General features: G+C 66.6%; 29 protein-coding genes. 12 read left to right on the forward strand and 17 right to left on the reverse strand.

Annotated features, from left to right (window positions below; translation table 11 throughout):
- Nucleotides 1-3: 3 nt before the first annotated feature.
- Both minC and ACSDHM_RS04095 read right to left on the reverse strand, forming a co-directional pair.
- On the reverse strand, nt 4-849 hold the full coding sequence (gene minC, locus ACSDHM_RS04090) for a septum site-determining protein MinC (protein ID WP_049413254.1): 846 nt from the start codon (nt 847-849) through the stop codon (nt 4-6).
- Complete coding sequence (locus ACSDHM_RS04095; protein WP_019659316.1) at nt 795-1,391, reverse strand: GNAT family N-acetyltransferase; 597 nt, start codon at nt 1,389-1,391, stop codon at nt 795-797. The genes minC and ACSDHM_RS04095 overlap by 55 nt, the downstream gene beginning before the upstream one ends.
- Nucleotides 1,392-1,542: 151 nt before the next feature.
- Between ACSDHM_RS04095 and ACSDHM_RS04100 the strand changes: the two genes are divergently transcribed.
- The 4 genes from ACSDHM_RS04100 (at nt 1,543) to ACSDHM_RS04115 (ending at nt 5,165) form a co-directional block, all read left to right on the forward strand.
- Nucleotides 1,543-2,739: a sensor histidine kinase gene (locus ACSDHM_RS04100; RefSeq protein WP_072166929.1), complete on the forward strand. Its 1,197-nt coding sequence runs from the start codon at nt 1,543-1,545 to the stop codon at nt 2,737-2,739.
- The gene (locus ACSDHM_RS04105) at nt 2,739-3,380 is read left to right on the forward strand and encodes a response regulator (protein WP_006424175.1); all 642 of its coding nucleotides are present in this window, start codon (nt 2,739-2,741) and stop codon (nt 3,378-3,380) included. The genes ACSDHM_RS04100 and ACSDHM_RS04105 overlap by 1 nt, the downstream gene beginning before the upstream one ends.
- A gap of 235 nt (nt 3,381-3,615) precedes the next feature.
- On the forward strand, nt 3,616-4,689 hold the full coding sequence (locus ACSDHM_RS04110) for an SRPBCC family protein (protein ID WP_005415686.1): 1,074 nt from the start codon (nt 3,616-3,618) through the stop codon (nt 4,687-4,689).
- A gap of 104 nt (nt 4,690-4,793) precedes the next feature.
- The gene (locus tag ACSDHM_RS04115; RefSeq protein ID WP_061480384.1) at nt 4,794-5,165 is read left to right on the forward strand and encodes a DUF423 domain-containing protein; all 372 of its coding nucleotides are present in this window, start codon (nt 4,794-4,796) and stop codon (nt 5,163-5,165) included.
- Between the two features lie 409 nt (nt 5,166-5,574).
- Here the strand turns inward: ACSDHM_RS04115 and ACSDHM_RS04120 are convergent, their stop codons facing one another.
- The 5 genes from ACSDHM_RS04120 to ACSDHM_RS04140 are packed head-to-tail and all read right to left on the reverse strand — an operon-like array spanning nt 5,575 to nt 8,273.
- The gene (locus ACSDHM_RS04120; protein WP_439426678.1) at nt 5,575-6,384 is read right to left on the reverse strand and encodes a M15 family metallopeptidase; all 810 of its coding nucleotides are present in this window, start codon (nt 6,382-6,384) and stop codon (nt 5,575-5,577) included.
- A 9-nt stretch (nt 6,385-6,393) separates the two neighbouring features.
- On the reverse strand, nt 6,394-6,987 hold the full coding sequence (locus ACSDHM_RS04125; RefSeq protein ID WP_072166927.1) for a PH domain-containing protein: 594 nt from the start codon (nt 6,985-6,987) through the stop codon (nt 6,394-6,396).
- A 3-nt stretch (nt 6,988-6,990) separates the two neighbouring features.
- On the reverse strand, nt 6,991-7,170 hold the full coding sequence (locus tag ACSDHM_RS04130) for a DUF4177 domain-containing protein (protein ID WP_005415690.1): 180 nt from the start codon (nt 7,168-7,170) through the stop codon (nt 6,991-6,993).
- On the reverse strand, nt 7,167-7,346 hold the full coding sequence (locus ACSDHM_RS04135) for a hypothetical protein (protein WP_005415691.1): 180 nt from the start codon (nt 7,344-7,346) through the stop codon (nt 7,167-7,169). The genes ACSDHM_RS04130 and ACSDHM_RS04135 overlap by 4 nt, the downstream gene beginning before the upstream one ends.
- A gap of 45 nt (nt 7,347-7,391) precedes the next feature.
- The gene (locus ACSDHM_RS04140) at nt 7,392-8,273 is read right to left on the reverse strand and encodes an SPFH domain-containing protein (protein ID WP_061480381.1); all 882 of its coding nucleotides are present in this window, start codon (nt 8,271-8,273) and stop codon (nt 7,392-7,394) included.
- Nucleotides 8,274-8,410: 137 nt separating this feature from the next.
- Between ACSDHM_RS04140 and purT the strand changes: the two genes are divergently transcribed.
- Both purT and ACSDHM_RS04150 read left to right on the forward strand, forming a co-directional pair.
- The gene (gene purT, locus ACSDHM_RS04145; protein ID WP_088496145.1) at nt 8,411-9,598 is read left to right on the forward strand and encodes a formate-dependent phosphoribosylglycinamide formyltransferase; all 1,188 of its coding nucleotides are present in this window, start codon (nt 8,411-8,413) and stop codon (nt 9,596-9,598) included.
- 376 nt (nt 9,599-9,974) lie between these two features.
- Nucleotides 9,975-10,385 carry an immunity protein YezG family protein gene (locus ACSDHM_RS04150; protein WP_439426679.1) on the forward strand — a complete coding sequence of 137 codons (411 nt, stop codon included), beginning with the start codon at nt 9,975-9,977 and terminating at the stop codon, nt 10,383-10,385.
- A 68-nt stretch (nt 10,386-10,453) separates the two neighbouring features.
- Here ACSDHM_RS04150 and ACSDHM_RS04155 read toward each other — a convergent pair whose 3' ends face one another.
- Nucleotides 10,454-11,662 carry an endonuclease/exonuclease/phosphatase family protein gene (locus tag ACSDHM_RS04155; RefSeq protein ID WP_353080156.1) on the reverse strand — a complete coding sequence of 403 codons (1,209 nt, stop codon included), beginning with the start codon at nt 11,660-11,662 and terminating at the stop codon, nt 10,454-10,456.
- A gap of 37 nt (nt 11,663-11,699) precedes the next feature.
- Entirely contained in the window at nt 11,700-12,455 is a 756-nt protein-coding gene (locus ACSDHM_RS04160; protein WP_188241181.1) for an arginyltransferase, read from the reverse strand.
- Nucleotides 12,456-12,611: 156 nt separating this feature from the next.
- On the opposite strand from ACSDHM_RS04160, the gene ACSDHM_RS04165 reads away from it, so the two are divergent.
- A complete protein-coding gene (locus tag ACSDHM_RS04165; RefSeq protein WP_061480377.1) occupies nt 12,612-13,172 on the forward strand; it encodes an EF-hand domain-containing protein in 561 nt (186 codons plus the stop codon).
- Nucleotides 13,173-13,223: 51 nt separating this feature from the next.
- On the opposite strand, the gene ACSDHM_RS04170 is transcribed toward ACSDHM_RS04165, so the two are convergent.
- The 4 genes from ACSDHM_RS04170 to ACSDHM_RS04185 all read right to left on the reverse strand — a co-directional run bounded on the left by ACSDHM_RS04170 (nt 13,224) and on the right by ACSDHM_RS04185 (nt 16,947).
- Nucleotides 13,224-14,441, reverse strand: a complete 1,218-nt coding sequence (locus ACSDHM_RS04170) for an RNA polymerase sigma factor (protein WP_061480376.1) — start codon at nt 14,439-14,441, stop codon at nt 13,224-13,226.
- 182 nt (nt 14,442-14,623) lie between these two features.
- The gene (locus ACSDHM_RS04175; RefSeq protein WP_088496141.1) at nt 14,624-15,118 is read right to left on the reverse strand and encodes a pathogenicity-like protein; all 495 of its coding nucleotides are present in this window, start codon (nt 15,116-15,118) and stop codon (nt 14,624-14,626) included.
- Between the two features lie 4 nt (nt 15,119-15,122).
- Nucleotides 15,123-16,043 (reverse strand): acyl-CoA thioesterase II, encoded by a 921-nt coding sequence (gene tesB, locus ACSDHM_RS04180; protein WP_005408551.1) that lies wholly within the window; start codon nt 16,041-16,043, stop codon nt 15,123-15,125.
- 127 nt (nt 16,044-16,170) lie between these two features.
- A complete protein-coding gene (locus ACSDHM_RS04185) occupies nt 16,171-16,947 on the reverse strand; it encodes an enoyl-CoA hydratase/isomerase family protein (RefSeq protein ID WP_072166921.1) in 777 nt (258 codons plus the stop codon).
- 34 nt (nt 16,948-16,981) lie between these two features.
- Here ACSDHM_RS04185 and ACSDHM_RS04190 point away from each other — a divergent pair, with 34 nt between their 5' ends.
- Nucleotides 16,982-17,428 (forward strand): copper chaperone PCu(A)C, encoded by a 447-nt coding sequence (locus ACSDHM_RS04190; RefSeq protein ID WP_334272259.1) that lies wholly within the window; start codon nt 16,982-16,984, stop codon nt 17,426-17,428.
- Between the two features lie 72 nt (nt 17,429-17,500).
- On the opposite strand, the gene ACSDHM_RS04195 is transcribed toward ACSDHM_RS04190, so the two are convergent.
- From ACSDHM_RS04195 to uvrA, 3 genes are all read right to left on the reverse strand, one after another.
- Entirely contained in the window at nt 17,501-18,226 is a 726-nt protein-coding gene (locus tag ACSDHM_RS04195) for an enolase (protein ID WP_439426680.1), read from the reverse strand.
- 95 nt (nt 18,227-18,321) lie between these two features.
- Complete coding sequence (locus ACSDHM_RS04200; protein WP_061480767.1) at nt 18,322-18,729, reverse strand: acyl-CoA thioesterase; 408 nt, start codon at nt 18,727-18,729, stop codon at nt 18,322-18,324.
- A complete protein-coding gene (uvrA, locus tag ACSDHM_RS04205) occupies nt 18,729-21,722 on the reverse strand; it encodes an excinuclease ABC subunit UvrA (RefSeq protein WP_061480766.1) in 2,994 nt (997 codons plus the stop codon). The genes ACSDHM_RS04200 and uvrA overlap by 1 nt, the downstream gene beginning before the upstream one ends.
- Before the next feature lie 339 nt (nt 21,723-22,061).
- Here uvrA and rplU point away from each other — a divergent pair, with 339 nt between their 5' ends.
- The 3 genes from rplU to cgtA all read left to right on the forward strand — a co-directional run bounded on the left by rplU (nt 22,062) and on the right by cgtA (nt 23,882).
- Entirely contained in the window at nt 22,062-22,370 is a 309-nt protein-coding gene (gene rplU, locus ACSDHM_RS04210) for a 50S ribosomal protein L21 (RefSeq protein WP_005408557.1), read from the forward strand.
- 18 nt (nt 22,371-22,388) lie between these two features.
- Entirely contained in the window at nt 22,389-22,652 is a 264-nt protein-coding gene (rpmA, locus tag ACSDHM_RS04215; RefSeq protein ID WP_005415704.1) for a 50S ribosomal protein L27, read from the forward strand.
- A gap of 177 nt (nt 22,653-22,829) precedes the next feature.
- Nucleotides 22,830-23,882, forward strand: coding sequence for an Obg family GTPase CgtA (cgtA, locus tag ACSDHM_RS04220; RefSeq protein WP_439426681.1), 1,053 nt, complete (start codon nt 22,830-22,832; stop codon nt 23,880-23,882).
- Nucleotides 23,883-24,098: 216 nt separating this feature from the next.
- Here the strand turns inward: cgtA and rpsT are convergent, their stop codons facing one another.
- A complete protein-coding gene (gene rpsT / locus ACSDHM_RS04225; RefSeq protein ID WP_005408560.1) occupies nt 24,099-24,368 on the reverse strand; it encodes a 30S ribosomal protein S20 in 270 nt (89 codons plus the stop codon).
- Nucleotides 24,369-24,485: 117 nt separating this feature from the next.
- Between rpsT and murJ the strand changes: the two genes are divergently transcribed.
- Entirely contained in the window at nt 24,486-26,090 is a 1,605-nt protein-coding gene (gene murJ, locus ACSDHM_RS04230; RefSeq protein WP_151354802.1) for a murein biosynthesis integral membrane protein MurJ, read from the forward strand.
- The last annotated feature ends 60 nt before the right edge of the window (nt 26,091-26,150 follow it).

Genomic DNA, 26,150 nt, shown 5'->3' on the forward strand with positions numbered 1-26,150 from the left:
GCGTCAGTCCAGCGCAGCGATCTTGATCTGGTCCTGTTCCAGCCAGACCTGCACGGCCTTGCCGCGCAGGTTGTCCGGGACATCGTCCAGTACCTTGTAATGGCCGGCAATGGCGACCAGTTCCGCATGGAAATCACGGCAGAAAATGCGTGCCGCGGTGTTGCCCTGGGCTCCTGCCAGCGCGCGGCCGCGCAGGGTGCCGTAGATGTGGATGCTGCCATCGGCGATGACCTCGGCGCCGGCGCCGACGGTGGCCATCACGGTCAGGTCGCAGTTTTCCGCGTACAGCTGCTGGCCCGAACGCACGTTGCCCAGCTGCATGCGGCCCGGCTTCGGTGCAGCCGCGTCGGCCACCTTGGCCACCGGCGTTGCCGGGGCCGGCTTCGGTTCGGCACGGGCTGCGCGGCGCGGCTCCGGTGCAGGCGGCGGCGGGGCCGGTTCGGCCTCGGCACGCTCGTACTGCGCGCGGAACTTGGCCAGCAGCGGCAGGCCGAGCTGCTGCGAGAGCAGGTCGATTGCGCTGGTGCCATAGGCCAGCGCCACCGGCAGCACGCCGGCGCTGCGCAGGCCGTCGACCAGCGCCTGCGCGGTGGCCACATCCGGCACCTGGCTCAGGCCGCCGAAGTCGAGGATCACCGCGGCGCGGCCGAACAGCTTCGGGGCGCGGGTCACGCGCTCGCGCATTTCCTGCACGAGGCGTTCGACATCAAGGGTACGGATGCGCAGGTTGGCGATGCCCACCTGGCCGATCTTCAGTTCACCGGCCTGTTCGTAATCGAAATTCACCGCCACGCTCAGGTCCCCGTCGGCCGCTGTGCCTGCGCCGGCAGCTGCCGTGCGCGTGTCCATGCCACATCCGGCAGCTTGCCGCCGTAGGTCTCCTTGACCCAGGGGTAGCTGCACAGTTCCTTGGCCAGCATGCTGGCGCGCACATCGACCTGCGGCATCGTGTTCTGGCCCAGCTCGCGGAAGCCGAAGCTGCCGTGGAAGAGCAGGGCGGCATCGGCGCCATGGTCGAGGAAGACTTCGCAGGTCATCTGCGGGTAGCGCAGCTCGGCGAAGCTCTGCGCGTCGGCATAGAACGCACGGCCGACGCCGCCGCCACGACGGCGGCTGGCGACCACGATGCGGTCGATATAGAAGAACGGGGCGTCCAGCTGCTGCTTGAACCAGGCGAAATTGCTGCTGTCGTGCTGGCTGTCGCTGCCAAAGCCGATCAGGAAGCCGGCCAGGTTGCCGTCGCGCTCGGCGACGCGGAAGTACTCAGCGGTTTCATAGAACAGGCGCAGGCGGGCCGCATCCAGGGGAAGGATGGCCAGGCCAGCATTGTTGTTCAAAGCCAGGACGGAATCGAGCTCGTGCTCGCGCACGTCGCGGATGACAATCGACATTGTGACTCCGTGGGGTAACGCGGTTGGTCCATCAAGGGACCCTGCGCACGATTATTGCATGCCCGGGGTGGGCTGCGGCATGAACAGGCGACCGCAGGGGCATGACTTCCGTGGGAGTGCGCGATGCAGGCCGGGCCCGTAGAGTGCTGGCATGTTGGGAGTCCTCAGCCATACCCGCGTCCTCCGCCTGGCCGGCCTGTTCACCTGGGTCATGGTCGGCCTGCCGCTGGCGTACTCGCAGTTCGAGAACCTGCACAGCCGCGCTGACATGGGCGGCTGGGCGATCCTGCTGTTCGTCGCCTACCTGTCCTTCGGCACGGCCTACTACTGGCTGACCCGCATCCTGCGCAGCGACAGCCACACCAGCTGGCTGGACCGCGGCCTGCTGCTGTTGCTGACGGTCTCGGCGCTGGGGGTCAGCTTCCTCAGCGGGTCGGGCCTGGGCAGCATCCTGATGATGGTGGCCGCCGGGGTCATTCCGTGGATGCTGTCGGTACGGCTGGGCGTGCTGTGGCTGCTGGTCAGCCAGCTGGCCGTGGCTCCGGTCTATTACCTGCTGCTGCGCTTCCCGCTGTTCGAAGCGGTGATGCAGTCGCTGCTGTATGGCGGCTTCTCCATGTTCATCTTCGTGACCAGCCTGGTCGCGCGGCAGCAGACCGAGGCCCGCGACGAGCAGCGCCGGCTCAATTCGGAACTGCGCGCCACCCGCGCCCTGCTGGCCGAGAGCGCGCGGGTCAACGAGCGCACCCGCATTTCGCGCGAACTGCATGACCTGCTGGGCCACCAGCTGACCGCGCTGACCCTGAACCTGGAGGTCGCCGGGCACCTGGCCGAGGGCCAGGCCCTCGATCACGTGAAGCGCTCGCACGCGCTGGCCAAGCTGCTGCTGGGCAACGTGCGCGAGGTGGTGAGCCAGCTGCGCGAGACCGGCGCGATCGATCTGGCTGCGGCGCTGCGCCCGCTGACCGAGAACGTGCCCTCGCTGGACATCCAGCTGGAGATCGAGGATCCGCTGAACGTGGAGGACCCGCAGCGGGCCCACGTACTGCTGCGCTGCACCCAGGAGATCATCACCAACGCGGTGCGCCACGCCAGCGCCCGCCACCTGTGGATCAAGGTGTACCGTGAAGCCCCCGATCGGGTGGTGGTCGAGGCCCGCGACGACGGCGTCGGCGCGGATATGGTCAATGTGGGCAATGGCTTGCGCGGCATGCGCGAGCGCCTGCAACAATGTGGTGGCCAGCTGCAGATCGAAACCCGCCCCGGTGAGGGTTTCCGGCTGCGGGCGACGGTGCCGGCAACGGTGCTGGTGGCGGCCCTTACCAAGGTTCCTGAAGGAGTGCGTTGATGATTCGCGTCTGCCTGGTCGACGACCAAACCCTGGTGCGGCAGGGAATCCGCTCCCTGCTGGCGCTCGACGACGGCATCGAGGTGGTGGCCGAGGCCGGCGACGGCCGGCAGGCGGTCGAGCTGATCCCCCAGGTACGCCCCGACGTGGTGCTGATGGACATGCGCATGCCGGTGATGTCGGGGCTGGAGGCCCTGCAGGTGCTGTCGAGGCAGGAACAGCTGCCGCCGACCATCATCCTCACTACCTTCGACGACGACCAGCTGGTGCTGGCCGGGCTCAAGGCCGGTGCCAAGGGCTACCTGCTCAAGGACGTCACCCTGGCACAGCTGGTCGGTGCCATCCGCACCGTGGCCGACGGGGGATCGCTGGTGCAGCCGGCGGTAACCCAGCGCCTGCTGTCCGGCCTGGAGCACATGCGCAATGAATTCGTCAGCCTGGACCGCCCGGACCCGCTGACCGACCGCGAGACCGAGATCCTGCGGCTGATGGCCAGTGGCTTCTCCAACAAGGAGATCGCCAATTCGCTGGGCGTCGCCGAGGGCACCATCAAGAACCACGTGTCCAACATCCTTTCCAAGCTGGGTGTGCGCGACCGTACGCGTGCCGTATTGAAGGCGTTCGAACTCCAGCTGGTCTGAGAAAAAATCTTTCAAGTACAAAGACTTGGGTCGTAGTCCGGGGTTTCCGCCAGGGTTGCCCCCTACTTGCCGGGTAGCGGTATGCGTTACCCTTCGAATCCTTTGTCCATACAAATACGCAGCCGGCAGGGAAACCGGTGCGCCAATCCCGATAAACAATGCCCGCGAAGCCTGCTAGGATTGGCGCTTCGCTTCAATCAACCCGGCCGTGGGATCGGCCCCGGAGACTCTCTGAATGACCCGTATTATCGAGTTCCTGATCGCCTTGGGGATCGTGGCTGGCCTGTTCGTCATCATTGGCGTATGTCTGCCGGGCGAGCGTCACATCACCGAAAGCATCGAGACCAACCGCAAGATGACGATCGTGTACGACACGGTCAGCAGCCTGCGCCGCTTCAAGGACTGGAACCCGCTGGTACTGCGTGATCCCGCCGTTGACCTGAAGCTGTCCGGCCCGGCCTCGGGTGTCGGTGCCACCCTCGACTTCACCTCCAAGGACCTGGGTACCGGTTCCTGGAAGATCACCGAAGCCGAAGAGAACAAGCGTGTTGTGATCGCCATCGAGGACGCCACCAAGGGTCACGACAAGGTCACCACCTTCAACCTGGAGCCGACCGGCAAGGGCGGTCGCAACGTCAAGATCACCCAGGACTACTCGGTGAAGTACGGCTTCGACCTGTTCGGCCGTTACGCCGGCCTGTATGTCAGCCGCCAGATCGGCGATGACATCAAGATGGGTCTGTCGCGCATGGCCAACATGCTCGCAACCGTGCCGAACGTGGACTACCGCACGCCGGAAGCCCCGCTGACCGACCTGGCCATCGTTGAAGTGCCGGCCGAGAACCTGCTGGTGGTCAACGCCGGCAACGTGGACCGCGGTCAGGACACCATCACCAAGTCCATCAAGGACAACCAGGAGTGGATCAAGCGCGTGATGGAGGCCAATGGCCTTGAAGCTGCCGGTCCGTTCCGCATCATCACCACCGACTTCGGCCAGGAGAAGTACGCTTTCGACATCGCCCAGCCGGTGAAGAAGAAGGGTGCTGAAGGTGCTGCTGCCGACGAGCTGACCGTCAAGATCGACGGTGGCGCTCCGGTCAAGTACGTGCACGTTGCTCCGCACCGTTCGGCGCATGCGGCCTACACCGGCCACATGGCGGGTCTGGACGTGGCGCGCAACGGCCTGCGTGCCTGGGCCGTGACCTCGGGCAACGAAGTCATCGACCGTCCGTACGAAACCTGGAAGGACGGCATCGACAAGTCGTTCACCCCGGAAGGTACCTACGACATCTACTGGGCCGTCAAGTAATCCCCGGCTGACCCATGTAGTGTTGGACACGAAAACGCGCCGCTCATTGCGGCGCGTTTTTTTTCATCCGGCGCCCGTCAAGGGGCGCTGCGCAAGGAGCCCTCATGTTCAATCTGGAACGTCGCGCACGTAAGCCTTCCCTGCTGGCCTGCCTGGGGGCGCTGTTGGCTGCCGCCTCGATCGGCCTGTCTGCCTATGCATCGCATGGCGTGGCCGACCCGTTGGCGCAGCAGCATCTGAACATGGCGGCGCTGTATGCGTTCGCGCATGGCGCGGTGCTGGTGGCGCTTGGGCCGCGCGCGCAGGGCGCGATCGCACACCTGGCGCTGTACGTGCTGCTGCTGGGTGTCCTGCTGTTTTCCGGCAGCCTGATGGGTGGGGCGTTGTGGCAGTGGCCGACGCGGATGGCGCCGATCGGTGGCACCAGCATGATGGCCGGATGGGTGTTGCTGGCGATCAATGCGTTGAGGCGGTGACGTTCGCAGGGCTGTCGCTCCGATCCATGCCGATGCGATCGTGATGGTTCATGGGCGTTACTTTTCTTTTCGCGCGAAAAGAAAAGTAACCAAAAGAAACGCGCCGCCGGCCGCGAGCCGGTGCTGCGCACCGGTCCCCTGCGCTCCTCGGCCCGTCGAGGGACGGTGCGGAGAGCAGCCGAGCGTGGCTCGGCTCTACAGAATCGCACGCACCTCTTCGCCCTCGCCGGGCCTGCGGTGCTCGGCTCGCTTGAAGGCGGACCCAACAGCCGCGCGCTGATCCGTTGTAGAGGCTTCGAGCGAAGCGACCGGCTTCTGTCTTTGCCTTCTTGTTCCATCTCGTGGTGGGCGCGCGCGGAATCCGCCCGGACAGCTCCATGAATTTCGCCTTGCGGTCGCCACGAGGGGCTCAGCCGTTGGCCGGTCTCCAGCACCAGTGCCAGGGTTCGTAGACGATGCCGTGCGGGTTGTCGCGCGGGTAGCTCAGCTGGAAGCCATGCGCGCCGGCATGCACCTGTAGCCAGGCGAACGCATCGGTAGCGTCGAACGATTCCTCGGCCGGGGCGTCGCCCGGCGTGCCGATGTCCAGCGCATGGCCGCTATGGTGTTCACTGAACCCCGGCGCGGCATTCACCTTCAGGATCTCCGTCACGCTCAGCCCGCGCGCTCGTTTCCGTTCGAAGATGCCCAGCTGGTAGGCATGGCTGCGGAAGCCGGAGATTGCATCCAGTGCGATGCCATCGCGCGCTGCATGCAGGCGCATCCGCCGCCAGCCCTGTGCAGCGCCGCGGCGCAGCCACAGCGGGCGGGCGAAGCGGTCGCGCCCAGCGAAGTGCAGCAGGCACGGTTCGGGTTCCAGCGGCAGGCCGCTGTCGTCGGCATAGCGCTGGGCATCCAGGCCGAGCTGCTGCAGGCGCTGCTGCAGGCCGGCGAGGGGCAGCCACTGCGCTTCCAGATTTGCACCGAATGGCCGGGCCGCGGCTGCATCCAGCAAGGCCAGTGCTTCCTCGGCCCCGGGCTCGCGCGCCAGGCTCGGCACCATGGCGTGCACGCCGTGTTCCACCACCGCCGCCAGGTAACGGCCATCGCATTTGCGCCGCAGCACCCAGTTCGCTCGTGACAGCAGGCGCGCGTCGAGATTGCTGCGCGCACGCAGCAGGTCTGCGGGCCACAGTTCGATGGCTTCGGTATTGATCAGCAGGGGCAGGCGTCGTTGCATCGCCGCAGCTTACTGCCGCGGGCCCGGCACGGCCACCTTGCGCAGTGCTTCCAGCAGCGCCTGTGGCCGATCGAGACTGAGCAGCAGGGTGCTGCCATCGCGGACCGGCAGGGCGAGGACGCGCGCGCGGTTGGTGACCAGCGCGAAGCCCTTGGCGCCGCCCTGCAGGCGAAAGTGGCCGGAATAGAAGCCCGGCATTGCGTAGCCGTTGGTCTTGAAGCGGATGCCATAGCGGGGGTCACGCTGCAGGTCGACCACCTCGGCCTGGTCCAGCCGCAGCTGCGCCACCGGAACGCGGCGGCGGTACATCGTCGAGCGCACATCCAGCACGTTGTCGGCCAGTTCCACCCGGCGACGGAAGAATGCTGCGCCCAACCCGATGCCGAGTACCGCGATCACCAGCAGACTCCAGGCGGCACTGCCGCCCATCCGGAACCAGGGCGGCGACAGCGTTACTTCGATCCAGGGGGCACTGGCCGGCGCCTTGTACAGCTGCGCATACAAGCAGGCCACGAAGGCGGCGAGCAGGGGCAGCACGATCCACAGCACGCGCAACGGCGAGCTCTCGGCCACCTCGTACTGTTTCGGATCGCTGGCGCCCATGGCTCAGGCCTCCTTCTTGAACACCAGCATCGCCGGGCGCATCGGTGCGGGGATGATGATGTTGACCAGCTCCCAGCCCAGTTGGCCTTGGCGGCTCAGTTCGCTCTGGATGTCCTCGGCCTTGAGCAGGCCCATCATGGACGTCTTGACCTCGATCGTCTGGTAGCTCCAGCGCTTGCTCATTCCTTGTCCTCTGAAGATGGCGTGGGTTTCGGCAGGCGGCCTGCCTTGCGCAGGGCGTCGCGCAGCACATACTCGATCTGCGCGTTGAGGCTGCGCAGCTCGTCGTCAGCCCAGCGTTGCGCGGCGGCCAGGACGTCGGCATTGATGCGCAGCGGGTAGGCTTTCTTCTCACTCATGCAAGCTCCTGGCGGGGCGGTGGGGCGCCCCGTTGCGAGGGTGGTTCAGTACAGCGAACCGGCGTTGACGATCGGCTGGGTGCCGCGGTCCGAGCACAGCACGGTCAGCAGGTTGCTGACCATGTGCGCCTTGCGTTCCTCATCCAGCTGCACCACGCCGTTCTTCTGCAGTTCGGCCAGGGCCATTTCAACCATGCCGACCGCACCGGCCACGATGCGCGTGCGTGCAGCGATCACTGCGTTGGCCTGCTGCCGCTGCAGCATCGCCTGGGCGATTTCGGCGGCGTAGGCGAGGTGGCTGATGCGTGCGTCGATCACCTGCACGCCAGCGTCGGCCAGGCGTTCGGCCAGCTCGTTCTTCAGGTGCTGCGAGATCTCGCTGGCATGGCTGCGCAGCGCCAGCTGTCCCTCCTCGTGCTGGTCGTAGGGATAGCTGGTGGCCATCGCGCGCAACGCCGATTCGGACTGGATGTGCACGAAGCTTTCGTAGTCGTCCACGTTGTAGACGGCCTCGGAGGCATCGACCACCTGCCAGACGATGACCGCGGCGATCTCGATCGGGCTGCCGTCCAGCTCGTTGACCTTCAGCTTGCCGCTCTCGAAGTTGCGCACGCGCTGGCTGACCCGGCGCTTGGCATAGAAGGGGTTGTTCCAGCGCAGGCCGTTGTCCTTGACGGTGCCGACGTACTTGCCGAACAGGCTCAGCACCGCCGCCTGGTTGGGCTGGATGGTGTACAGGCCGGCCAGGATGAAGACCGCAGCGAAGATCACCAGCATGCCGGCCAGCATCAGCAGCAGGTTCGGTGAGCCGGAACCGGTCCTGGTCGTCGCCCCGAGTACGAACAGTGCGGTACCCGCCAGCGCGACCAGCAGGGATCCGGCCAGGGTGCCCAGGCCGTTGAGGGAGGCAAGCGACTTCTCTTTCATGGCGGTACGTCCTTGAGGGTTCGAATTGAAGATATCAAATTGATATCACTTGTCGACTACCGTTCGTCGGATGCCATGGTCAGGGTGCGCGGCCAGCTAGAATGCCCACCCGCCTTCACGTCGCTGCTGGAACCGCCATGGCCAAGCTTGGAACTCCGTTGTCCCCCTCCGCCACCCGCGTGCTGCTGCTGGGCTCGGGCGAACTCGGCAAGGAGGTGGCCATCGAGCTGCAGCGGCTGGGCGTGGAAGTGATCGCCGCTGACCGCTACGCCGATGCCCCGGCCATGCAGGTCGCCCACCGCTCGCACGTGATCGACATGCTCGATGCGATGGCGCTGCGCGCCCTGATCGCCCAGGAGCAGCCACATCTGGTGGTGCCGGAGATCGAGGCCATCCATACCGAGACCCTGGTCCAGCTGGAGCAGGAGCAGGGCCTGCGGGTGATCCCGACTGCGCGCGCCGCACGCCTGACCATGGATCGCGAAGGCATCCGTCGCCTCGCCGCCGAAACCCTGGGCCTGCCGACCTCGCCCTACCGCTTCGTCGATACCGAGGCCGAATACCGCGCTGCCGTGGCCGCCATCGGCCTGCCGTGCGTGGTCAAGCCGGTCATGTCGTCCTCGGGCAAGGGCCAGAGCACCCTGCGCAGCGAAGCGGACATCGCTCCGGCCTGGGAGTACGCACAGACCGGTGGCCGTGCCGGTGCCGGCCGCTGCATCGTCGAGGGTTTCATCGACTTCGATTACGAGATCACCCTGCTGACCGTGCGCCATGCCGGTGGCACCTCGTTCTGCGCGCCGATCGGCCATCTGCAGAAGGACGGCGACTACCGCGAAAGCTGGCAGCCGCAGCCGATGTCGAGCGCGGCGCTGGCGCGTGCCGAAGAGATCTCGCGTGCGATCACCGATGACCTCGGTGGCTGGGGCCTGTTCGGTGTCGAGCTGTTCGTGAAGGGTGATGAGGTGTGGTTCAGTGAAGTGTCGCCGCGCCCGCACGACACCGGCCTGGTGACGCTGGTATCGCAGGAGCTGAGTGAGTTCGCGCTGCACGCGCGCGCCATCCTTGGCCTGCCGATTCCGGTGATCCGCCAGAGTGGTCCGTCGGCGTCGTGCGCGCTGTTGGCACACGGCGAGGGTGTGCCGTACTTCAACAACGTCGCCGCCGCGCTGCAGGTACCGGATACCGCCGTGCGCCTGTTCGGCAAGCCGAGCGTGCATGGCCACCGCCGCGTCGGTGTCACCCTGGCGCGCGCGGAAAACATCGACGAAGCACGCGCCATCGCGCGTGACGCCGCCGACGCCATCGGCGTCGAACTGCGCCCCTAAACCGATAGCGCCGGGCCATGCCCGGCGGCCGCATCCCGGTAGGTACCGACCGTTGGTCGGTACAGATTTCTGTGCGGTAGCGCCAGGCCGCACCCGCCGGCTTGCCATGAACTGTGTGAGTCTTCTGTAGAGCCGAGCCCACGCTCGGCTGCTTTTCCATGTGACGCTTTCAGCCCGACAATGGATCACATCTTCAGTCATGCGCGACGGCCTGCTGGGGCTATTGAGTGCCAGGTGCTGCCGTTAGAGGGTTTGCTGCAAAGACGTAGAGCGCTAGGCCGCAATTGCGAGCTGAAAGCGACATCTGGTTGAGCGTCAAAATCCTGCGTGTTTTATCTTCTGACGGATGAATGCCAAAGACATCTCAGGAGAAGGCTTGGACGAGCGGCTTACATCAGCGCTACCTGCCTTGTATCACCGAATTGGCCAATCACTGATTGATGCCGTGCCTACCGACCAATGCGAGATCTGGCTGAACTTCGAGATCATCAAGAATGTCTGGTCGGGTTGGGCGTTCTACCGCAAGCCGTCAGGCTCATACGGCTATCTAGAAATTCCAGATGATGCTGAAGCAGCGCTTCTGGAGATGCATCAGTTCTTTGCGCAATGGCACCATGCACTCTGGACGAGTTTGACGTTTCATCTGGATCCAGAGAACAAGATGGAGATCGAGCTCGGATATGAGCAGCTTTCCGAGGATGAGTTCATCGATTCCCCGGGCCGGGAGCAGGCTTGGCAGGACCGGTATCTCGGGGCTGACGCTCAGATTGACTGGCAGAGCTACTAAGCTTGGTTGGTTGCAGTAGCCGAGCATGGGCTCGGCTCTACAACATCTTCAGCAATCGGCCATTCCGGTTACTGCTTCACGTCCACCCACACCAGATGGTGGTCGCTGCCGTCGGCGATCTTCGCTTCCGGGCTTTCATTGGCCGGCCAGAAGATGCCGCTGCCCACGTATTCGAAGCCGGTCGAGGGCAGCACGTAGTCCAGGCGCATGGTGCCGGACTTCGGGCCGAAATCGCCGGTGGCGTGGAACGGTGCGCCCTTGCGTTCGATGCCCTTGGCCGCATAGGCCAGGCTGGTCTGCTCACCGCCGACGCTGCGCGGGGTGGGGTAGCGCAGCACGCGCGCGTTCTCGATCAGCTCGACGATCGCCTCGTGGCGGCCATCGCCATCGACCGGGTCGTTGTTCAGATCGCCGAGGATCACGAAGCGCGCGTCCTGCGCCAGGCCGCCACACTGGCCCTTGTCGTCGCACAGCCAGGGCTTCTCACCCTTGGACAGGTATTCCTGCCACAGGCGCAGTTCGTCGTGGTTACGTGCCGCGTTGCGCTTTTCCGGGCCGTCGAACACCGGCGGCGTCGGATGCGAGACCAGCGCGTGGACCACGCCGCCCGGGGTTTTCACCGGTACGTCCCAATGCGACTTCGAGGACAGGCGCAGCTGCGACCACACGTGGTCGTTGTAGAAGCTCTGGCCGGTACGCGGATCGACCGGGCGGATGGCACCGGGCATCGCACTCCACTTCAGCAGCTGGAAGCTGCGCACCTTGGTTTCATCGATCGGGTAGCGCGACAGCACCAGCATGCCGTACTGGCCCGGGTGCAGGCCGTAGCCCCACGCGTCATTGCCACGGCCGCGGCCTTCGCCGCCGACCACGCCGTTGTTGTCCAGGTCCAGGCCGCTGGGCACACCGGTGTTGACCGGCGCCAGGTAGCGGTAGGCAAAGTGCAGCGGCTTGCCGCCGCCGGGCTGGGCGACTTCCAGGTAGCGCTTCTGGAACAGATCGGCGGCGCGATGGGCATCGTCGAAATCGAATTCGTTCAGCAGCACCAGGTCCGGGCGCACCTGCTGCAGCACGGCGGCGATCTTGCGTGCGTGCTCGCTGTCGCCCTCCAGTTCCTTGATCAGGCCACCGGCATCATCGGAGTACAGCGACGTGTTGTAGGTGGCCAGGCGCAGCGCAGTGGACGGCTTCTCAGTCATCGCGGGGGACGTGGCAAAGGCGGGGGCGGTGGCGCCGCAGAGCAGGGCCAGGGCGAGGATCAGGGGTTTGGCGTTCATCCCCCTATTCTGCACCCGGCCCGGTGTCAGCGGTTTGTCAGCGCCCGTCCAGTTCGTTGTCGAAATCGTGCCAGCGGCGGCCGTCGTAGGCCTCAAGGGGATGGAAGCGGCGCTTGTAGTCCATCTTCTGGTGCCCGCGGATCCAGTAGCCCAGGTACACGTGCGGCAGCCCCTCGCGGCGCGCCCACTCGATCTGTTGGAGGATTGCGAAGGTACCCAGCCCGCGCGCGGCGTGTTCCGGGTCGAAGAACGTATAGACCGCCGACAGGCCATGCTCGGTGACGTCGGTCACCGCCACCCCCAGCAGCTGGCTGGGCTGGCCGTCGTGGCCGGGCAGGCGCATCTCCATGAAGCGGGTGTGCGACCAGCTGCCGATCAGGAACTGCTCGAACTCGTGCGGGCCGTGGTCGTCCATGCCGCCATTGGCGTGGCGGTGGGTGAGGTAGCGGTGATACAGCGCGAACAGGTCGTCGCGGGCGGTGGCGGCAGTGATCCGCACCTCCAGGTCGTCATTGCGGGCGGCACAGCGGCGCTGGCTGCGGTCCGGGGCGAAGCGTGCCACCGGGATCCGGACCGCCACGCAGGCCTGGCAGTGCGCGCAGTGCGGCCGGTAGACCAGGTCGCCGCTGCGGCGGAAGCCCCAGCTCAGTGCCAGCGGGTACAGGCCACCCAGCCGGCGATCGTGCGGGTCCAGCACCAGGTCGCGCGCCACCCGGTCGGACCAGTACCCGCAGGGGTGCTCGCCGGTCTGGAAAAGCCGCAGTTCGTCGTCTCTGTCGCCATGTATCGCCATGGGCACAGCATAGCCCCAGCCTGTCGCAGAGGCGGCGACTGTCCGGCGGATGAATGGAATCGGCAGTGGCGTCAACCGACGTCGCGCCCGGGCGTTGTTGTCCCCCGAGGGTGAAGTGATCACCCCGACGCTGTTCCCATCCCCAGGAGTGACCTCATGATCCGTACCCCCCTGCTGCTGGCCCTGCTGCTGGGCACCTCCGCTTCCGGAATCGCGCTGGCCGCCGACACCCCGGCCATGCCCGCGCAGCGCCCGGCCAAGCTGGACACCAATGGCGACGGCGTGATCGACCGCAGCGAGGCGGCTGCCAATCCGCGCCTGGCCGCGAAGTTCGACGAGCTGGACAAGAACAAGGACGGCAAGCTCTCGCGCGATGAGCTGCCGCGCTGGCAGCATGGCCGCCGTGGCCACGGCGGTGAGCGCTGGGCCAGGCTGGACGTCAACAAGGACGGCCGCATCAGCCGCGACGAGGCCAAGGCCGATCCGCGTCTGGCTGCGCGCTTCGACCGGCTCGACCTCAACAAGGACGGTTACCTGGACAAGGCCGACCGCGAGCTGCGCATGAAGCAGCATCGTGATGCCTGGTTCGCTGCCGCCGACACCAACAAGGACGGCCAGCTGAGCAAGGCCGAGTTCGACGCAGCCAAGGGCCCGATGCACGGCGGCCCGCGCCAGGGCGGTCCACGCGATGGCGGCGCACCGAAGCCGCAGCGCTGAGTGTCAATGCGGTGATCGGAGACAACGCCGGCGCAGTGCCGGCGTTGTCGGTTACAGGTGGCCGTTGCGCATCAGCACATACACCACCAGGGCGATCACCAGCAGGTTCGCCCCGATGATGCCGGTGCGACCGTACATGGATTCGAATTTCCAGTTGGTTCCGCGGCGCCCACGCCGCGCCGAATCGCGCGCGATCATCGGCGCCATCACCCGTTGCAGCGGCACCAGGCACTGGTAGTTGACCACACCCAGGCCCAATGCCAGCAGCAGCATCTGGCTCCAGATCGGAGCCTGCAACAGTGCCGCCAGCAGCATCGCCAGGCACCAGACCAGGCCTGTACCGGTGTTGAGGCGGACAAAGTGCCGAACCTGCGCGCGTTCGCGTTCGGTCTCGGTATAGGACATCAGGAAGCGTGCACCGAGGTAGCTGCCGATCGCGCCGCCGGCGACACCGGCGAGGATCGCCCCCCAGCTTGCCACTGGCAGCACATGCAGTTGGCCGAGCGTGGCGGTCAGGGTGCCCATTGCGGTACCACCGGCTACGCTGGCGCCGCCCAGGCCGAGCTTGCTGCCACCGATGCCGACGCCGGTGCCGAGCAGGATCGCGGCGCTGGCGGTGCCGGGCGCGGCCACCAGCATCATCGACACCACGGCGGTGGCGAAGGCGGCGCTCGGCGCGCTGCTGCGGGCGAATTCACCGAAGCGCTGCAGCAGGCCGTCGCGCACCAGCGCGCGCGCGCGCGAAAGGCGCTTGCGCACGGCGGCGTCGCTGAGCCCGAGCAGGTCGGCCACCTGCTGCGAGCGCTGGCCTTCGCGGTAGTACAGCAACAGGACTTCGCGGCTGTCGGCGGGCAGGGTGGAGATGATGTCCTCGGCGGCGATTTCTTCCTCCACCCGCTGCAGGCGATCGGCTGCGCCCGGGGACGGATCTGCGGCCATCCCCATCGCCACCTCGGCCGCCTCGCCGGTCAGTGGACGGCCACGCTGGGCGCGCAGCCAGTCGCGGGCCAGGTTGCGGGTGATCTGCCGCAGCCAAGGCAGGAAGCTGGTCGCGCTGCGTAGCTGGTGCAGCTGCTGCCAGCCCTTCACAAAGGCCTCCTGGGCGATGTCCTCGCTGGCCTGGCGGTCCCGGGTGATGGCCAGCGCGATGGCGGTGACCGTGTTCTGGCAGGCCAGCACGATGCGGCCGTAGGCGTGCTGGCAACCGCTGGCGGCGGCGGGCAGTTCGCGTTCCAGGGTCTGGTCGATCGATGCGGCGAACGTCGTCATGGCGGCGGCTCTCCTGCGGGGATTGTGTCCCATGACGGAGCCGCGCGCGAAGTGTGACCAGCATTCTGTGCGGTAGTGCCGGCCGCTGGCCGGCATCCTCATGACAAAAAGGGGACGGAGGGGATTAAGTCGTTTGTGCCACAAACGACTTAATCCCCTCCGTCCCCTTTTTCACCCGCGAATCACTTCGAGGGCTGGATGCGGACCCGGACTTCGTCCTCTTCCGGGGCGGCCTGCGGGGCCGGTTGCGCCTGCTGCGGCTGGGCCTGCGGGGCGGGTGCCGGGGCACCACGATGGCGCAGGCCGATGACCAACGCCACGCCAGCAATCACCACCAGCAGGGCGATGCGGATGCGCCAGGCCCAGCTGCGGCCGCCGCTGCCCGTTCCAGGCGCGTCGCGGAAGGCGAACTCGGCCGTGGGGTGGTCGCGGCGGGTGGTATCGAGCAGGCGCGCCTCGCGCAGGATTTCGCGCGCGCGCGGCTGATCGTCGGCGCGCACGATCCACACCGCCGGATAGGCACTGGCGTTGCCCAGGTCGGTATAGCTGAACTGGCCGCGGCGGCGGGTCTTGTAGGAGCGCCCGTTGGTCACCTTGACCTCGATGCCATGCCCGCGCAGGAGCTCGGCCACGCCTTCGACGGTTTCCACGCGCTGGCTGCTGAAGATCTGGCGCATGGGTTTACTCCTTGGCCGGCACGGCAGCGGCCGCGGCCTGGTCGGGAACGACGCGGATCAGGCCTTCCTGCGCGGTGCTGGCCACCAGCACGCCGTTGCGGGTGAAGAACTGGCCGCGGGCCAGGCCGCGCGAATCCTGCGCGCTGGGGCTGTCCAGCGAATACAGCAGCCAGTCGTCGGCGCGGAACGGGCGGTGGAACCAGATTGCGTGGTCGAGCGAGGCCATCTGCACGTGCGGGTGGTAGTAGCTGATGCCGTGCGGGAAGGTTGCCGTGCCCAGCAGGTGGAAGTCGGAGGCATAGGCCAGCAGCGCCTGGTGCAGCTCCGGTGCATCGCCGACCGGCTCGCTCAGGCGCAGCCACACCTGGTGGTAGGGCGGGCGCTTGGGCGGGTTCAGTTCGTCGCGCGGGTAGACGTGGCGGAACTCGAACGGGCCGCCACGCGACAGCCAGCGCTGCACCTTGATCGGCAGTCGCTCCAGCACCTCGGCCGGCAGCGGGCGATTCGGTTCGATGTCTTCCGGCTGCGGCACCTCGGGCATCTTGTGCTGGTGCTCGGCGCCGGTCTCGGCCTGCTGGAACGAGGCCGCGCAGAAGAAGATCACCTTGCCGTGCTGGATCGCGGTGACCCGTCGCACCGAGAAGCTGCCGCCATCGCGGGTGCGGTCCACGTCGTAGACGATCGGGTGGTCGATGTTGCCGGCGCGCAGGAAGTAGGCGTGCAGCGAGTGCACGTGACGGCCATTGTCGACCGTGGCCTGCGCCGCAGCCAGTGCCTGGCCCAGCACCTGCCCACCGAACACGTACTTGGTGCCGATGTCGCGGCTCTGCCCGCGGAACAGGTTGTCCTCCAGCCGCTCCAGCGTGAGCAGGTCGATCAGCTCGGAGACGACGGGTTCGGGCGTGTCGTTCAAGGGGGCGGCCACAGCAGTGAAGAGGCCCCGATTATACCGGTGCGGGCCAGCCCATCATCGGTAGTGCCGGCCGCTGGCCGGCAACCTCATGATCCTCCTGGGGCGCTTGCGGTTGCCGGCCAGCGGTCGGCACTACCGTCTATTTGCCCAGGCGCGCCACCAGGGCCTGCAGGGCGTTCTGTGCGTCCGGGGCGAACCAGGCCTCGACGAAGCGGTCGAGCTGGATCAGGTCCGGGTGCAGCGCTTCGTGCAGGTCGGCGCGAGCGATGGCGCGGGTCAGCAGCATCGGCTGCCGAGGCTGCTTCAGCAGGTTCTGCAGCCAGGCCACGGCGCGGGCCACCACCAGGTCGCCCTCAGCCAGCTCGTCGACCAGGCCGATCTGCAGCGCCTGTTCGGCCGGTACCAGCGAACCGGTGGTCAGCAGCACGCCGGCGCGGTGCACGCCTACCGCACGGCGCAGCAGGCGCTGGATGCCCTCCGGCGCGATCAGGCCCACCTGCACCTCGTTCAGGCCGATGGCATACGGCCGCGACGGATCGGCGCTGCGCGCCATTACCCGGTAGTCGCAGCACAGGGCCAGCACGCAGCCGCCGGCCGGGGCGTGGCCGGTGATCGCCGCGACCACCGGGATGCGGCTCTCGGCCAGTGTGCGCACGGCGCCAAAGAAAGCGTTCCAGGTGTCCAGCAGCTTGTGCTTGTCATCGCCATGCGAGAGCAGGTGCGGCACGTCCATTCCACCGGTGAAGATGCGCTCGCTGCCGGACAGCACGATGCCGTGCGCGTCTTCGGCCATGGCCAGTTCGATGGCATGGATCAACTGCCGGCACAGATCGGTGTCCAGTGCATTGACCGGCGGCCGCGCCAGGCGCAGTTCGCGGATGGGGCCGTGGTTGATCACCTCGATGAGCGTCGTCATGCTGCGGTCTCGTTGCGAAGAAGGAACCTGGGCGATGATAACCAAACCATTCGTTGGCGTACTGTGGGTGCTGTGTGCGGCCGCAGCATCGGCTTCGGCTGCGGAATCACGCTGCGTCACGATGGAGCAGGGTTGGGCGCGGTTGCCACCGAATCCGGCGATGCCCATGACTGCCGGCTATGGCGTGATCCACAACGGCTGCAGCAGGGCAGTGGTGATCACCGGTGCGACCAGCAGTAGTTTCGGCGACGTGTCGCTGCACGAGACCACGATCGTCGATGGGGTCAGCCGGATGCGCGCGATCGAGCGCCTGCCGCTGGCAGCCGGCGCGCGTGCCGAACTCAAGCCCGGTGGCCTGCACCTGATGCTGATGCAGGGCCGGGGGGCGCTGAAGGAGGGGCAGGCGCTGCCGCTGCAGTTGCAGCTGGAAGGTGGTGGTGAAGCGAGCGCGACGCTGGCCGTGCGCAGGGCTTCGAAATGACGAACGGGTAGTGCCGGCCGCTGGCCGGCAGCACAGGAAATGCCGGCCAGCGGCTGGCGCTACCGCAGGGTCTTACGACCAGTCGTACGAGAACAGCACCGTGCGGCTCACCGGCTCATACAGCATCACGATCGCGTCGGGGCCGGTGGCGCACCAGTTGTAGCCGGCGACTTCGGCGACGGCGAAGAACTTGTGGCCATCGCGGCGGATGATGGCCAGTTCGGCATCATCTGGAGCATGCCGGTCGTTGGCGGCGTCGGTGAATTCCAGGGTGAAGGCGGCCGGAATATCGGCCGTTTCGATCCAGTTGCCACAGGAAATCTGTCCCCCCAGCGTATCCAGATAATCGCGCTCGCTGGCCTCACCCTTGCCATAGCGCGAGTAGCAGGCGAGGCGGCCATGCGTGGCGTGGTAGTGGCGGGCCTTGGCGTAGCTGTCGCGCATCTGCGCAATGTGTTCCTGCGCGTCCTTGTCCTGTACTGCGTCGCCGATGAAATAGCCCTCGTTGCCGAGGAAGCGCATCTGGTTGCCGGTGGTCAGCTCGAAGGCGATCCAGTTGGTGGCGGTGAAATCGTTGTGGTGTTCTTCGGTGGTTTCGCCGATGCAGCCGTCGTACGGCTCGATCGGGCACAGCATCGTTGCCACCTGGCCGGCCAGTTCCGGGCGCAGCGCACCGAGGTCGATCTTCAGCAGCGGCAGCAGGTGCTTGCCGAGCCACGTCTGGTCGGCGGGGAAGACATCGGTAGGGAAGGGGACCATGCCGGGCCGCAGGTCGCGCAGTTCAGTCTGGTGGATCATCTCAGTCCTTTGAATGGGTTCGGTAGTGCCGGCCGCTGGCCGGCATGCGCGAAGCGTCTGGAGGTTGCCGGCCAGCGGCCGGCACTACCTTACCTTCAGGTGGAAGCGCTGCGGATCGCCTCAGGCAGCGGCGCGCTCCTGCCGGTCTGCGTATCCATCCAGACCACCACCACGTTGCCGTCGGAATACAGCTTCGACGCGTCCTGCTGGTCGACGATGCGGTGGCCGATGGTCACGCTGCTGTTGCCCAGGCGCTCGACGAACAATTCGACCACGATGTCGTTGGGCCACACGATCGGCAGCCGGTAATTGACGTTGGTCGCGGCCACGACCGGGGCGATGCGGTCGGTCATCGACACGCCGTCCACGCCCAGCATCCAGCGCACGCGCGCTTCTTCCAGGTAGGAAATGTACTTGGCGTTGTTGACGTGGCCCATGCTGTCCATGTCACGCCAGCGCACGCTGATCGGGATGCGGGCCAGGATCTTGTGTTCGCTGCTCATCAGGCGTCCTTCTTCTTCGACGTGCTCTTGCTGGCCTTGCCGGTGCTCTTGGCGGCCACGGCCTTCTTCGCCACCTTGGCAGGCTTCTCGGGCTTCACCTTGCGCGGCGGGCGGGCGTCGGGCTTGTTGGCCACGGCGGCCGGCTGCTCGGGGCGCGCGCTGGTGGAGGGCAGCATGCGGGCCAGGAACTGGCCGGTATACGACTGCGGGCAGGCCGCCACGTCTTCCGGCGTGCCGGTGACCAGGATGGTGCCGCCGCGGTGGCCACCCTCCGGACCCAGATCGACGATCCAGTCGGCGGTCTTGATCACGTCCAGGTTGTGCTCGATCACCACCACCGTGTTGCCTTCGTCGCGCAGCTTGTGCAGCACGCCCAGCAGCGCTTCGATGTCGTGGAAATGCAGGCCGGTGGTCGGCTCGTCGAGGATGTACAGGGTGCGGCCGGTATCACGGCGCGACAGTTCCTTGGACAGCTTCACGCGCTGCGCTTCGCCACCGGACAGCGTGGTCGCGCTCTGGCCCAGCTTGATGTAGCTCAGGCCGACGTCGACCAGCGTTTCCAGCTTGCGTGCAATCGACGGCACCGGCTCGAACAGCTTCAGCGCATCCTCGACGGTCATTTCCAGCACGTCGTTGATGTTGAAACCCTTGTACAGGATCTCCAGCGTCTCGCGGTTGTAGCGCTTGCCGTGGCAGACATCGCACGGCACATACACGTCCGGCAGGAAGTGCATCTCGACCTTGATCAGGCCATCGCCCTGGCAGGCCTCGCAGCGGCCACCACGCACGTTGAAGCTGAAGCGGCCCGGCGAGTAGCCGCGTGCACGCGCTTCGGGCACCTGTGCGAACAGTTCGCGCAGGGGAGTGAACAGGCCGGTGTAGGTGGCCGGGTTCGAACGCGGGGTGCGGCCGATCGGCGACTGGTCGATGTCCACCACCTTGTCGAACAGGTCCAGGCCATCGATCTCCTTGTACGGGGCGATCGGGTGCGAGGCGCCGTTGATCTCGTTGGCGGCCAGCGAGAACAGGGTGTCGTTGATCAGGGTCGACTTGCCGGAGCCGGACACACCGGTCACGCAGGTCAGCAGGCCCGACGGAATCGCCAGGTCCACGCCCTTGAGGTTGTTGCCGCTGGCCCCGCGCAGGTGCAGGGTCATCTTCGGGTTCGGCTTGTGCCGGCGCGCCGGGATCTCGATCGCGCGCTTGCCCGACAGGTACTGGCCGGTCAGCGAGCGCGGTGCCTCCAGGATGTCCTGCAGGGTGCCCTGGCCGACGATCTCGCCGCCATGCACGCCCGCGCCCGGGCCGATGTCCAGCACGTAGTCGGCCAGGCGGATCGCGTCCTCGTCATGCTCGACCACGATCACCGTGTTGCCGAGGTCGCGCAGGCGGGTGAGGGTGCCGAGCAGGCGTTCGTTGTCGCGCTGGTGCAGGCCGATCGATGGTTCGTCGAGCACGTACATCACGCCGACCAGGCCGGCGCCGATCTGGCTGGCCAGGCGGATGCGCTGCGCCTCGCCACCGGACAGGGTGTCGGCCTTGCGCTCGAGGGTCAGGTAATCCAGGCCCACGTCGACCAGGAAGCCGAGGCGTTCGCCGATTTCCTTGACGATCTTCGCGGCGATCTCGCCGCGCCAGCCCGGCAGGCTCAGCTCGCTGAAGAACTTCAGCGCCTCGTCGATCGGCAGCACCACCAGCTCCGGCAGCGGGCGGTCGGCCACGAACACATTGCGTGCAGCCTTGTTCAGGCGCGCGCCATGGCATTCCGGGCAGGGTTGTTCGCTGATGTACTTGGACAGCTCTTCGCGCACCGCCGGCGATTCGGTTTCCTTGTAGCGGCGCTCGAGGTTGGGAATGATGCCCTCGAAGCGATGCTTGCGCTGGGTGCGGCCACCGGCTTCGGTGAAGTAGGTGAAGGTGATCGCTTCGTCGCCGCTGCCGTACAGCACGGCCTGCTGCACCTTGTCCGGCAGCGAGTTCCAGGCCGCGTCGACATCGAACCGGTAGTGCTTGGCCAGCGAAGCGATCAGCTGGAAGTAGTAGGCATTGCGGCGGTCCCAGCCGCGCACCGCACCGGCGGCCAGCGACAGCTCGGGGTGCACCACCACGCGCGAAGGATCGAAGAACTCGGCCATGCCCAGGCCATCGCAGCCGGGGCAGGCGCCCATCGGTGCGTTGAACGAGAACAGGCGCGGCTCCAGTTCCGGCAGCGAGTAATCGCAGACCGGGCAGGAGTATTTGGAGGAGAACAGGGTCGGCGCGGTTTCCGTGTTGTCCAGGCTCTGCACCGACGCCATGCCGTCGCCCAGCTTCAGCGCGGTCTCGAAGCTCTCGGCCAGGCGCTGCTTGATGTCCTCGCGCGGGCGGAAGCGGTCGATCACCGCCTCGATGGTGTGCTTCTGGCGCAGCGCCAGTGGCGGCACCGCGTCGATCTCATGCAGCTCGCCGTCCACGCGCACGCGCACGAAGCCCTGCGCACGCAGCTGGTCGAATACCTGCGCGTGCTCGCCCTTGCGGTCGCGGATGACCGGGGCCAGCAGCATGTAGCGCTGTTCCGGGTCCAGGGTCAGCACCTGGTCGACCATCTGGCTGACCGTCTGCGCTTCCAGCGGGTAGCCGTGGTCCGGGCAGCGCGGGGTGCCGACGCGGGCGTACAGCAGGCGCAGGTAGTCGTAGATCTCGGTGATCGTGCCGACCGTCGAACGCGGGTTGTGCGAGGTCGACTTCTGCTCGATCGAGATCGCCGGGGACAGGCCCTCGATGTGGTCCAGGTCCGGCTTCTCCATCACGCTCAGGAACTGGCGCGCATAGGCCGACAACGACTCGACATAGCGGCGCTGACCTTCTGCATAGATGGTGTCGAACGCCAGCGAGGACTTGCCCGAGCCGGACAGGCCGGTGATCACGATCAGCTTGTCGCGGGGCAGGTCGAGGTCGAGGTTCTTCAGGTTGTGCGTCCGCGCGCCGCGGATGCGGATGAAATCCATCGCCATGGGGGATCCGGTTGTGGGGGCGTTGGCTGGGTGCCGGGCCAGCAGGGAACGGCAATCGGTCAGCCTACCGAGGTGACCAGATGGGGGCAATGGGCGACAATGCCAGCCCGGTGTCTCACCTTGTGAGACGGGCCGACAGCTTTGTGTAGAGCCGAGCCATGCTCGGCTGCCTGGACCCCGGACCGTTCAGCCGGGCATGGCGCGGCCCGGCAGGGCCCGGCCTCCAGGCCCTCCAGGGGTTGACTTGACCCGCGCCCGATGATCTGCGTACAATCCCGCTCCTGTCCGCCCTCGATGGCGGCAGCTCAGACCACAATAACTACAGAGGAAGGCCTGGTCATGTACGCAGTACTGGTCACCGGCGGTAAGCAATACCGCGTGGCGCAGGGCGAAAAGCTCCGCATTGAAAAGCTCGAAGTCGAAGTCGGCAGCGAGATCAAGTTTGACAACATCCTGATGCTGGGTGACAGCGACGGCGTGAAGCTGGGCGATGCGCTGAAGGGCGCTGCCGTCACCGCCAAGGTCCTGTCCCAGGGTCGTGCTGACAAGGTCCGGATCATCAAGTTCCGTCGCCGCAAGCACCACATGAAGCGTCAGGGTCACCGTCAGTACTACACCGAAATCGAGATCACCGGCATCGCCGGCTAAGCATCAGGAGAAGCAGTCATGGCACATAAAAAGGGCGTAGGCTCCTCGCGCAACGGTCGCGACTCCAACCCGAAGTACCTGGGCGTCAAGATCTTCGGCGGCCAGGCCATCGAAGCCGGCAACATCATCGTGCGTCAGCGCGGCACCCAGTTCCACCCGGGTTCGGGCGTTGGCCTGGGCCGTGACCACACCCTGTTCGCCCTCGTGGATGGCAAGGTGGAGTTCTCGGTCAAGGGCGCCAAGAAGCGTCGCACCGTCAGCATCGTCTCGGCCGACGCCTGATCCAGGCATCGCCGGCACCCGTGCCCCGGCATGGGAGTGCTGCATGAAGAGCCCCGCTTCGGCGGGGCTTTTCGTTAGAGTTGAAGCAAGACCGGCTGGGCCGGGTTGCCGGCCCACGGCCGGCATGACATTCAAGGTGGCGGCCAGCAGGCCGCGCCCATCGCAGGCATCGAAACAATGAAACTGGTAGACGAAGCAGAAATCGAAGTGTTCGCCGGCAACGGCGGCAACGGCTGCATTGGCTTCCGTCGCGAGAAGTTCATTCCGCTCGGCGGCCCGGACGGCGGCGACGGCGGTGCGGGCGGCAGCGTGTACATCCGCGCCGACGAAAACCTGAACACCCTGGTGGACTTCCGCCATGAGCGCATCTTCAAGGCGCAGCGCGGCGAGAACGGCATGGGCCGCCAGGCCTATGGCAAGGGGGGAGAAGATCTGACCATCACCGTGCCGGTCGGCACGGTGGTGATCAACGTCGCCACCGATGAAGTCATCGGCGACCTGACCCAGCACGGCGATCGCCTGCTGGTGGCCAAGGGCGGTCGTGGCGGCCTGGGCAACATGCACTTCAAGAGCTCGACCAACCGCTCGCCGCGCCAGGCGTTGCCGGGCGAGCCGGGCGAGGAGCGCACGCTGAAGCTGGAGCTGAAGCTGCTGGCCGATGTCGGCCTGCTGGGCTTCCCCAACGCCGGCAAGAGCACCCTGATCCGCGCCGTTTCGGCGGCGACGCCAAAGGTGGCTGATTACCCGTTCACCACGCTGTACCCGAACCTGGGCGTGGTGAAGGTGGAGAACCACCGCAGCTTCGTGATCGCCGACATTCCGGGCCTGATCGAAGGCGCGGCCGATGGCGCCGGCCTGGGCGCGCAGTTCCTGCGCCATCTGCAGCGCACCCGCCTGCTGCTGCACCTGGTGGACATCTCGCCGATGGAAGGTGGCGTGGACGGCATCTCGCCGGTGGAGCAGGTGCGTGCGATCGAGCGCGAGCTGGAGAAGCACGACCCGGAACTGCTGAAAAAGCCGCGCTGGCTGGTGCTGAACAAGGCCGACCTGATGTTCGAAGACGAGGCGCAGGCCGCGGCCGAGCAGATCGTTGCCGAGCTGGGCTGGAAGAAGCCGTGGTTCCTGGTCTCCGCACTGGGGCGCGAAGGCACCTTCCCGATCATGAGCCGGATCATGGCCTTCTTCGATCGCCAGAAGGAAGAAGAGCAGGAAGCCCGCGACGCGCAGTAATGCTGTTGTGGTTCCATGCGAAAAACCCGGCTTCGGCCGGGTTTTTTTTGTTCCCCGGTAGTGCCGACCGCTGGCCGGCATTCCTCGGGGTTGCCGGCCAGCGGCCGGCACTGCCGGATCGCGCGGACCCCGTGGATCGCTGGCAACAAAAAAACCCGGCCGGGGCCGGGCTTTTGTCTGCAGCCCAACCCCGAAGGGTGGGGCGGCAACGCCGGATCAGGCGGCCTTGAGGGCCTTGATGCGGTCGTTCAGGCGGCTCTTGTGGCGAGCAGCCTTGTTCTTGTGGATCAGGCCACGCGCGCTGAAGCGATCCAGGATCGGCTGGGCAACGGCGAAGGCGGCTTCGGCGCCGGCGGCATCGTTGGCGTCCAGCGCCTTGATCACTTTCTTGACAGCGGTGCGCAGCATCGAGCGCTGAGCCACGTTGCGCGCGTTGCGCACGACGGTCTGCTTGGCGCGCTTCTTGGCGGACTTGATATTGGCCACGGTGGTGGTTTCCTGAAAAAATCGGTGTTATGGGAACAGCAAGCTAGCTAGTATGATGGCGTAAGAAATGCACGTCAAGTCGATTGTCAAGAGGGACGCTGAGTGAGTTCACCCAAGTTGTTGCGGGGCCTGCTGTCGTTCAGCAGCATGACCATGGTCTCGCGCGTTCTCGGACTTGTCCGGGACTTCGTGGTGACCACCACGTTCGGCACCAACGCCATCACTGATGCTTTCTGGGTCGCCTTCAGGGTACCCAATTTCCTGCGCCGGTTGTTCGCCGAAGGGTCTTTCGCCACCGCTTTCGTGCCGGTGTTCACGGAAGTGAAGGAAACCCGCAGCCACGCCGAGCTGCGCGAACTGATGTCCCGCACCGCCGGCACCCTGGGCGGGGTGCTGATGCTGGTCACCGCACTGGCGCTGATCTTCGCGCCGCAGCTGGCCTCGGTCTTCTCCAGTGGCGTTGATACCGACCCGGTCAAGCAGGGCCTGCTGGTCGACCTGTTCCGCCTGACCTTCCCGTTCCTGCTGTTCGTCTCGCTGACCGCACTGGCCGGTGGTGCGCTGAACAGCTTCCAGCGCTTTGCCATGCCGGCGCTGACTCCGGTCATTCTCAACCTGTGCATGATCACCGGCGCGCTGTGGCTGGCACCGCGGCTGGGCGGCACGCCGGAAAAGCAGATCCTGGCGCTGGGCTGGGCGGTGCTGGCCGCTGGCATCCTGCAGTTGCTGTTCCAGCTGCCCTCGCTGAAGGGCATCAACCTGCTGACCCTGCCGCGCTGGGGCTGGCGCCACCCGGGCGTGCGCAAGGTCATGACGCTGATGGTGCCGACCCTGTTTGGTTCCTCGGTGGCGCAGATCAACCTGCTGCTGGATACGGTGATCGCGGCCAAGCTGACCGACGGCTCGCAGTCCTGGCTGTCGCTGGCCGACCGCTTCCTGGAGCTGCCGCTGGGCGTGTTCGGCGTGGCCCTGGGCACGGTGATCCTGCCGGCGCTGGCCCGCCACCATGTCAGCACCGACCGCGAGGGCTTCTCGCGTTCGCTGGACTGGGGCCTGCGCATGACCCTGCTGATCTCGGTGCCGGCCATGCTGGGCCTGCTGCTGCTGGCCGAGCCGCTGATCGCGACCATCTTCCAGCACGGCCAGTTCAGCGCCTTCGACACCCGCATGACCGCGCTGTCGGTGTACGGCCTGAGCTTCGGCCTGCCGGCATTCGCCCTGCTGAAGGTGGTGCTGCCGGCCTTCTACGCCCGCCAGGACACCAAGACCCCGGTGCGCGCCGGGGTGGCGGCGCTGGTGGCCAACATGGTGTTCAACTTCGCCCTGCTGGCCGTGCTGTACCAGGTGATGGTGCCCGACGCGCTGAAGGTGCAGGGCGTGATGGCGGCGATCGGCAAGCAGCCGGGCCTGCACCTGGCACTGGGCATCGCCAGCGCGCTCTCCAGTTACCTGAACCTGGGCCTGCTCTGGTACTGGCTGGGCAAGACCGATGTCTACCAGCGCCGGCCAGGCTGGGGCGGCTATCTGCTGCGCCTGGTGCTGGCCTGCGCGGCCATGGTTGGCGTGCTGTTGGCCCTGCTGCACTGGCTGCCGGGTTTCTCCGCGATGCGTGTGTGGGAGCGGATCGGTGCCCTGGCGTTGCTGGTCGGCGGCGGCGGCGCGACCTACGCGGTGGCCATGCTGGCGATGGGCTTCCGCCCGCGCGACCTGCGCGGGCATTGATCGCAGCCCGTGGCGGCTATACTTCAGGGTTACACCATTGAAGCGGCGGCCCCGGTCGGG

This window comes from Stenotrophomonas sp. T8, assembly GCF_051853085.1.
In the GTDB taxonomy this organism is placed as follows: Bacteria; Pseudomonadota; Gammaproteobacteria; order Xanthomonadales; family Xanthomonadaceae; genus Stenotrophomonas; species Stenotrophomonas sepilia.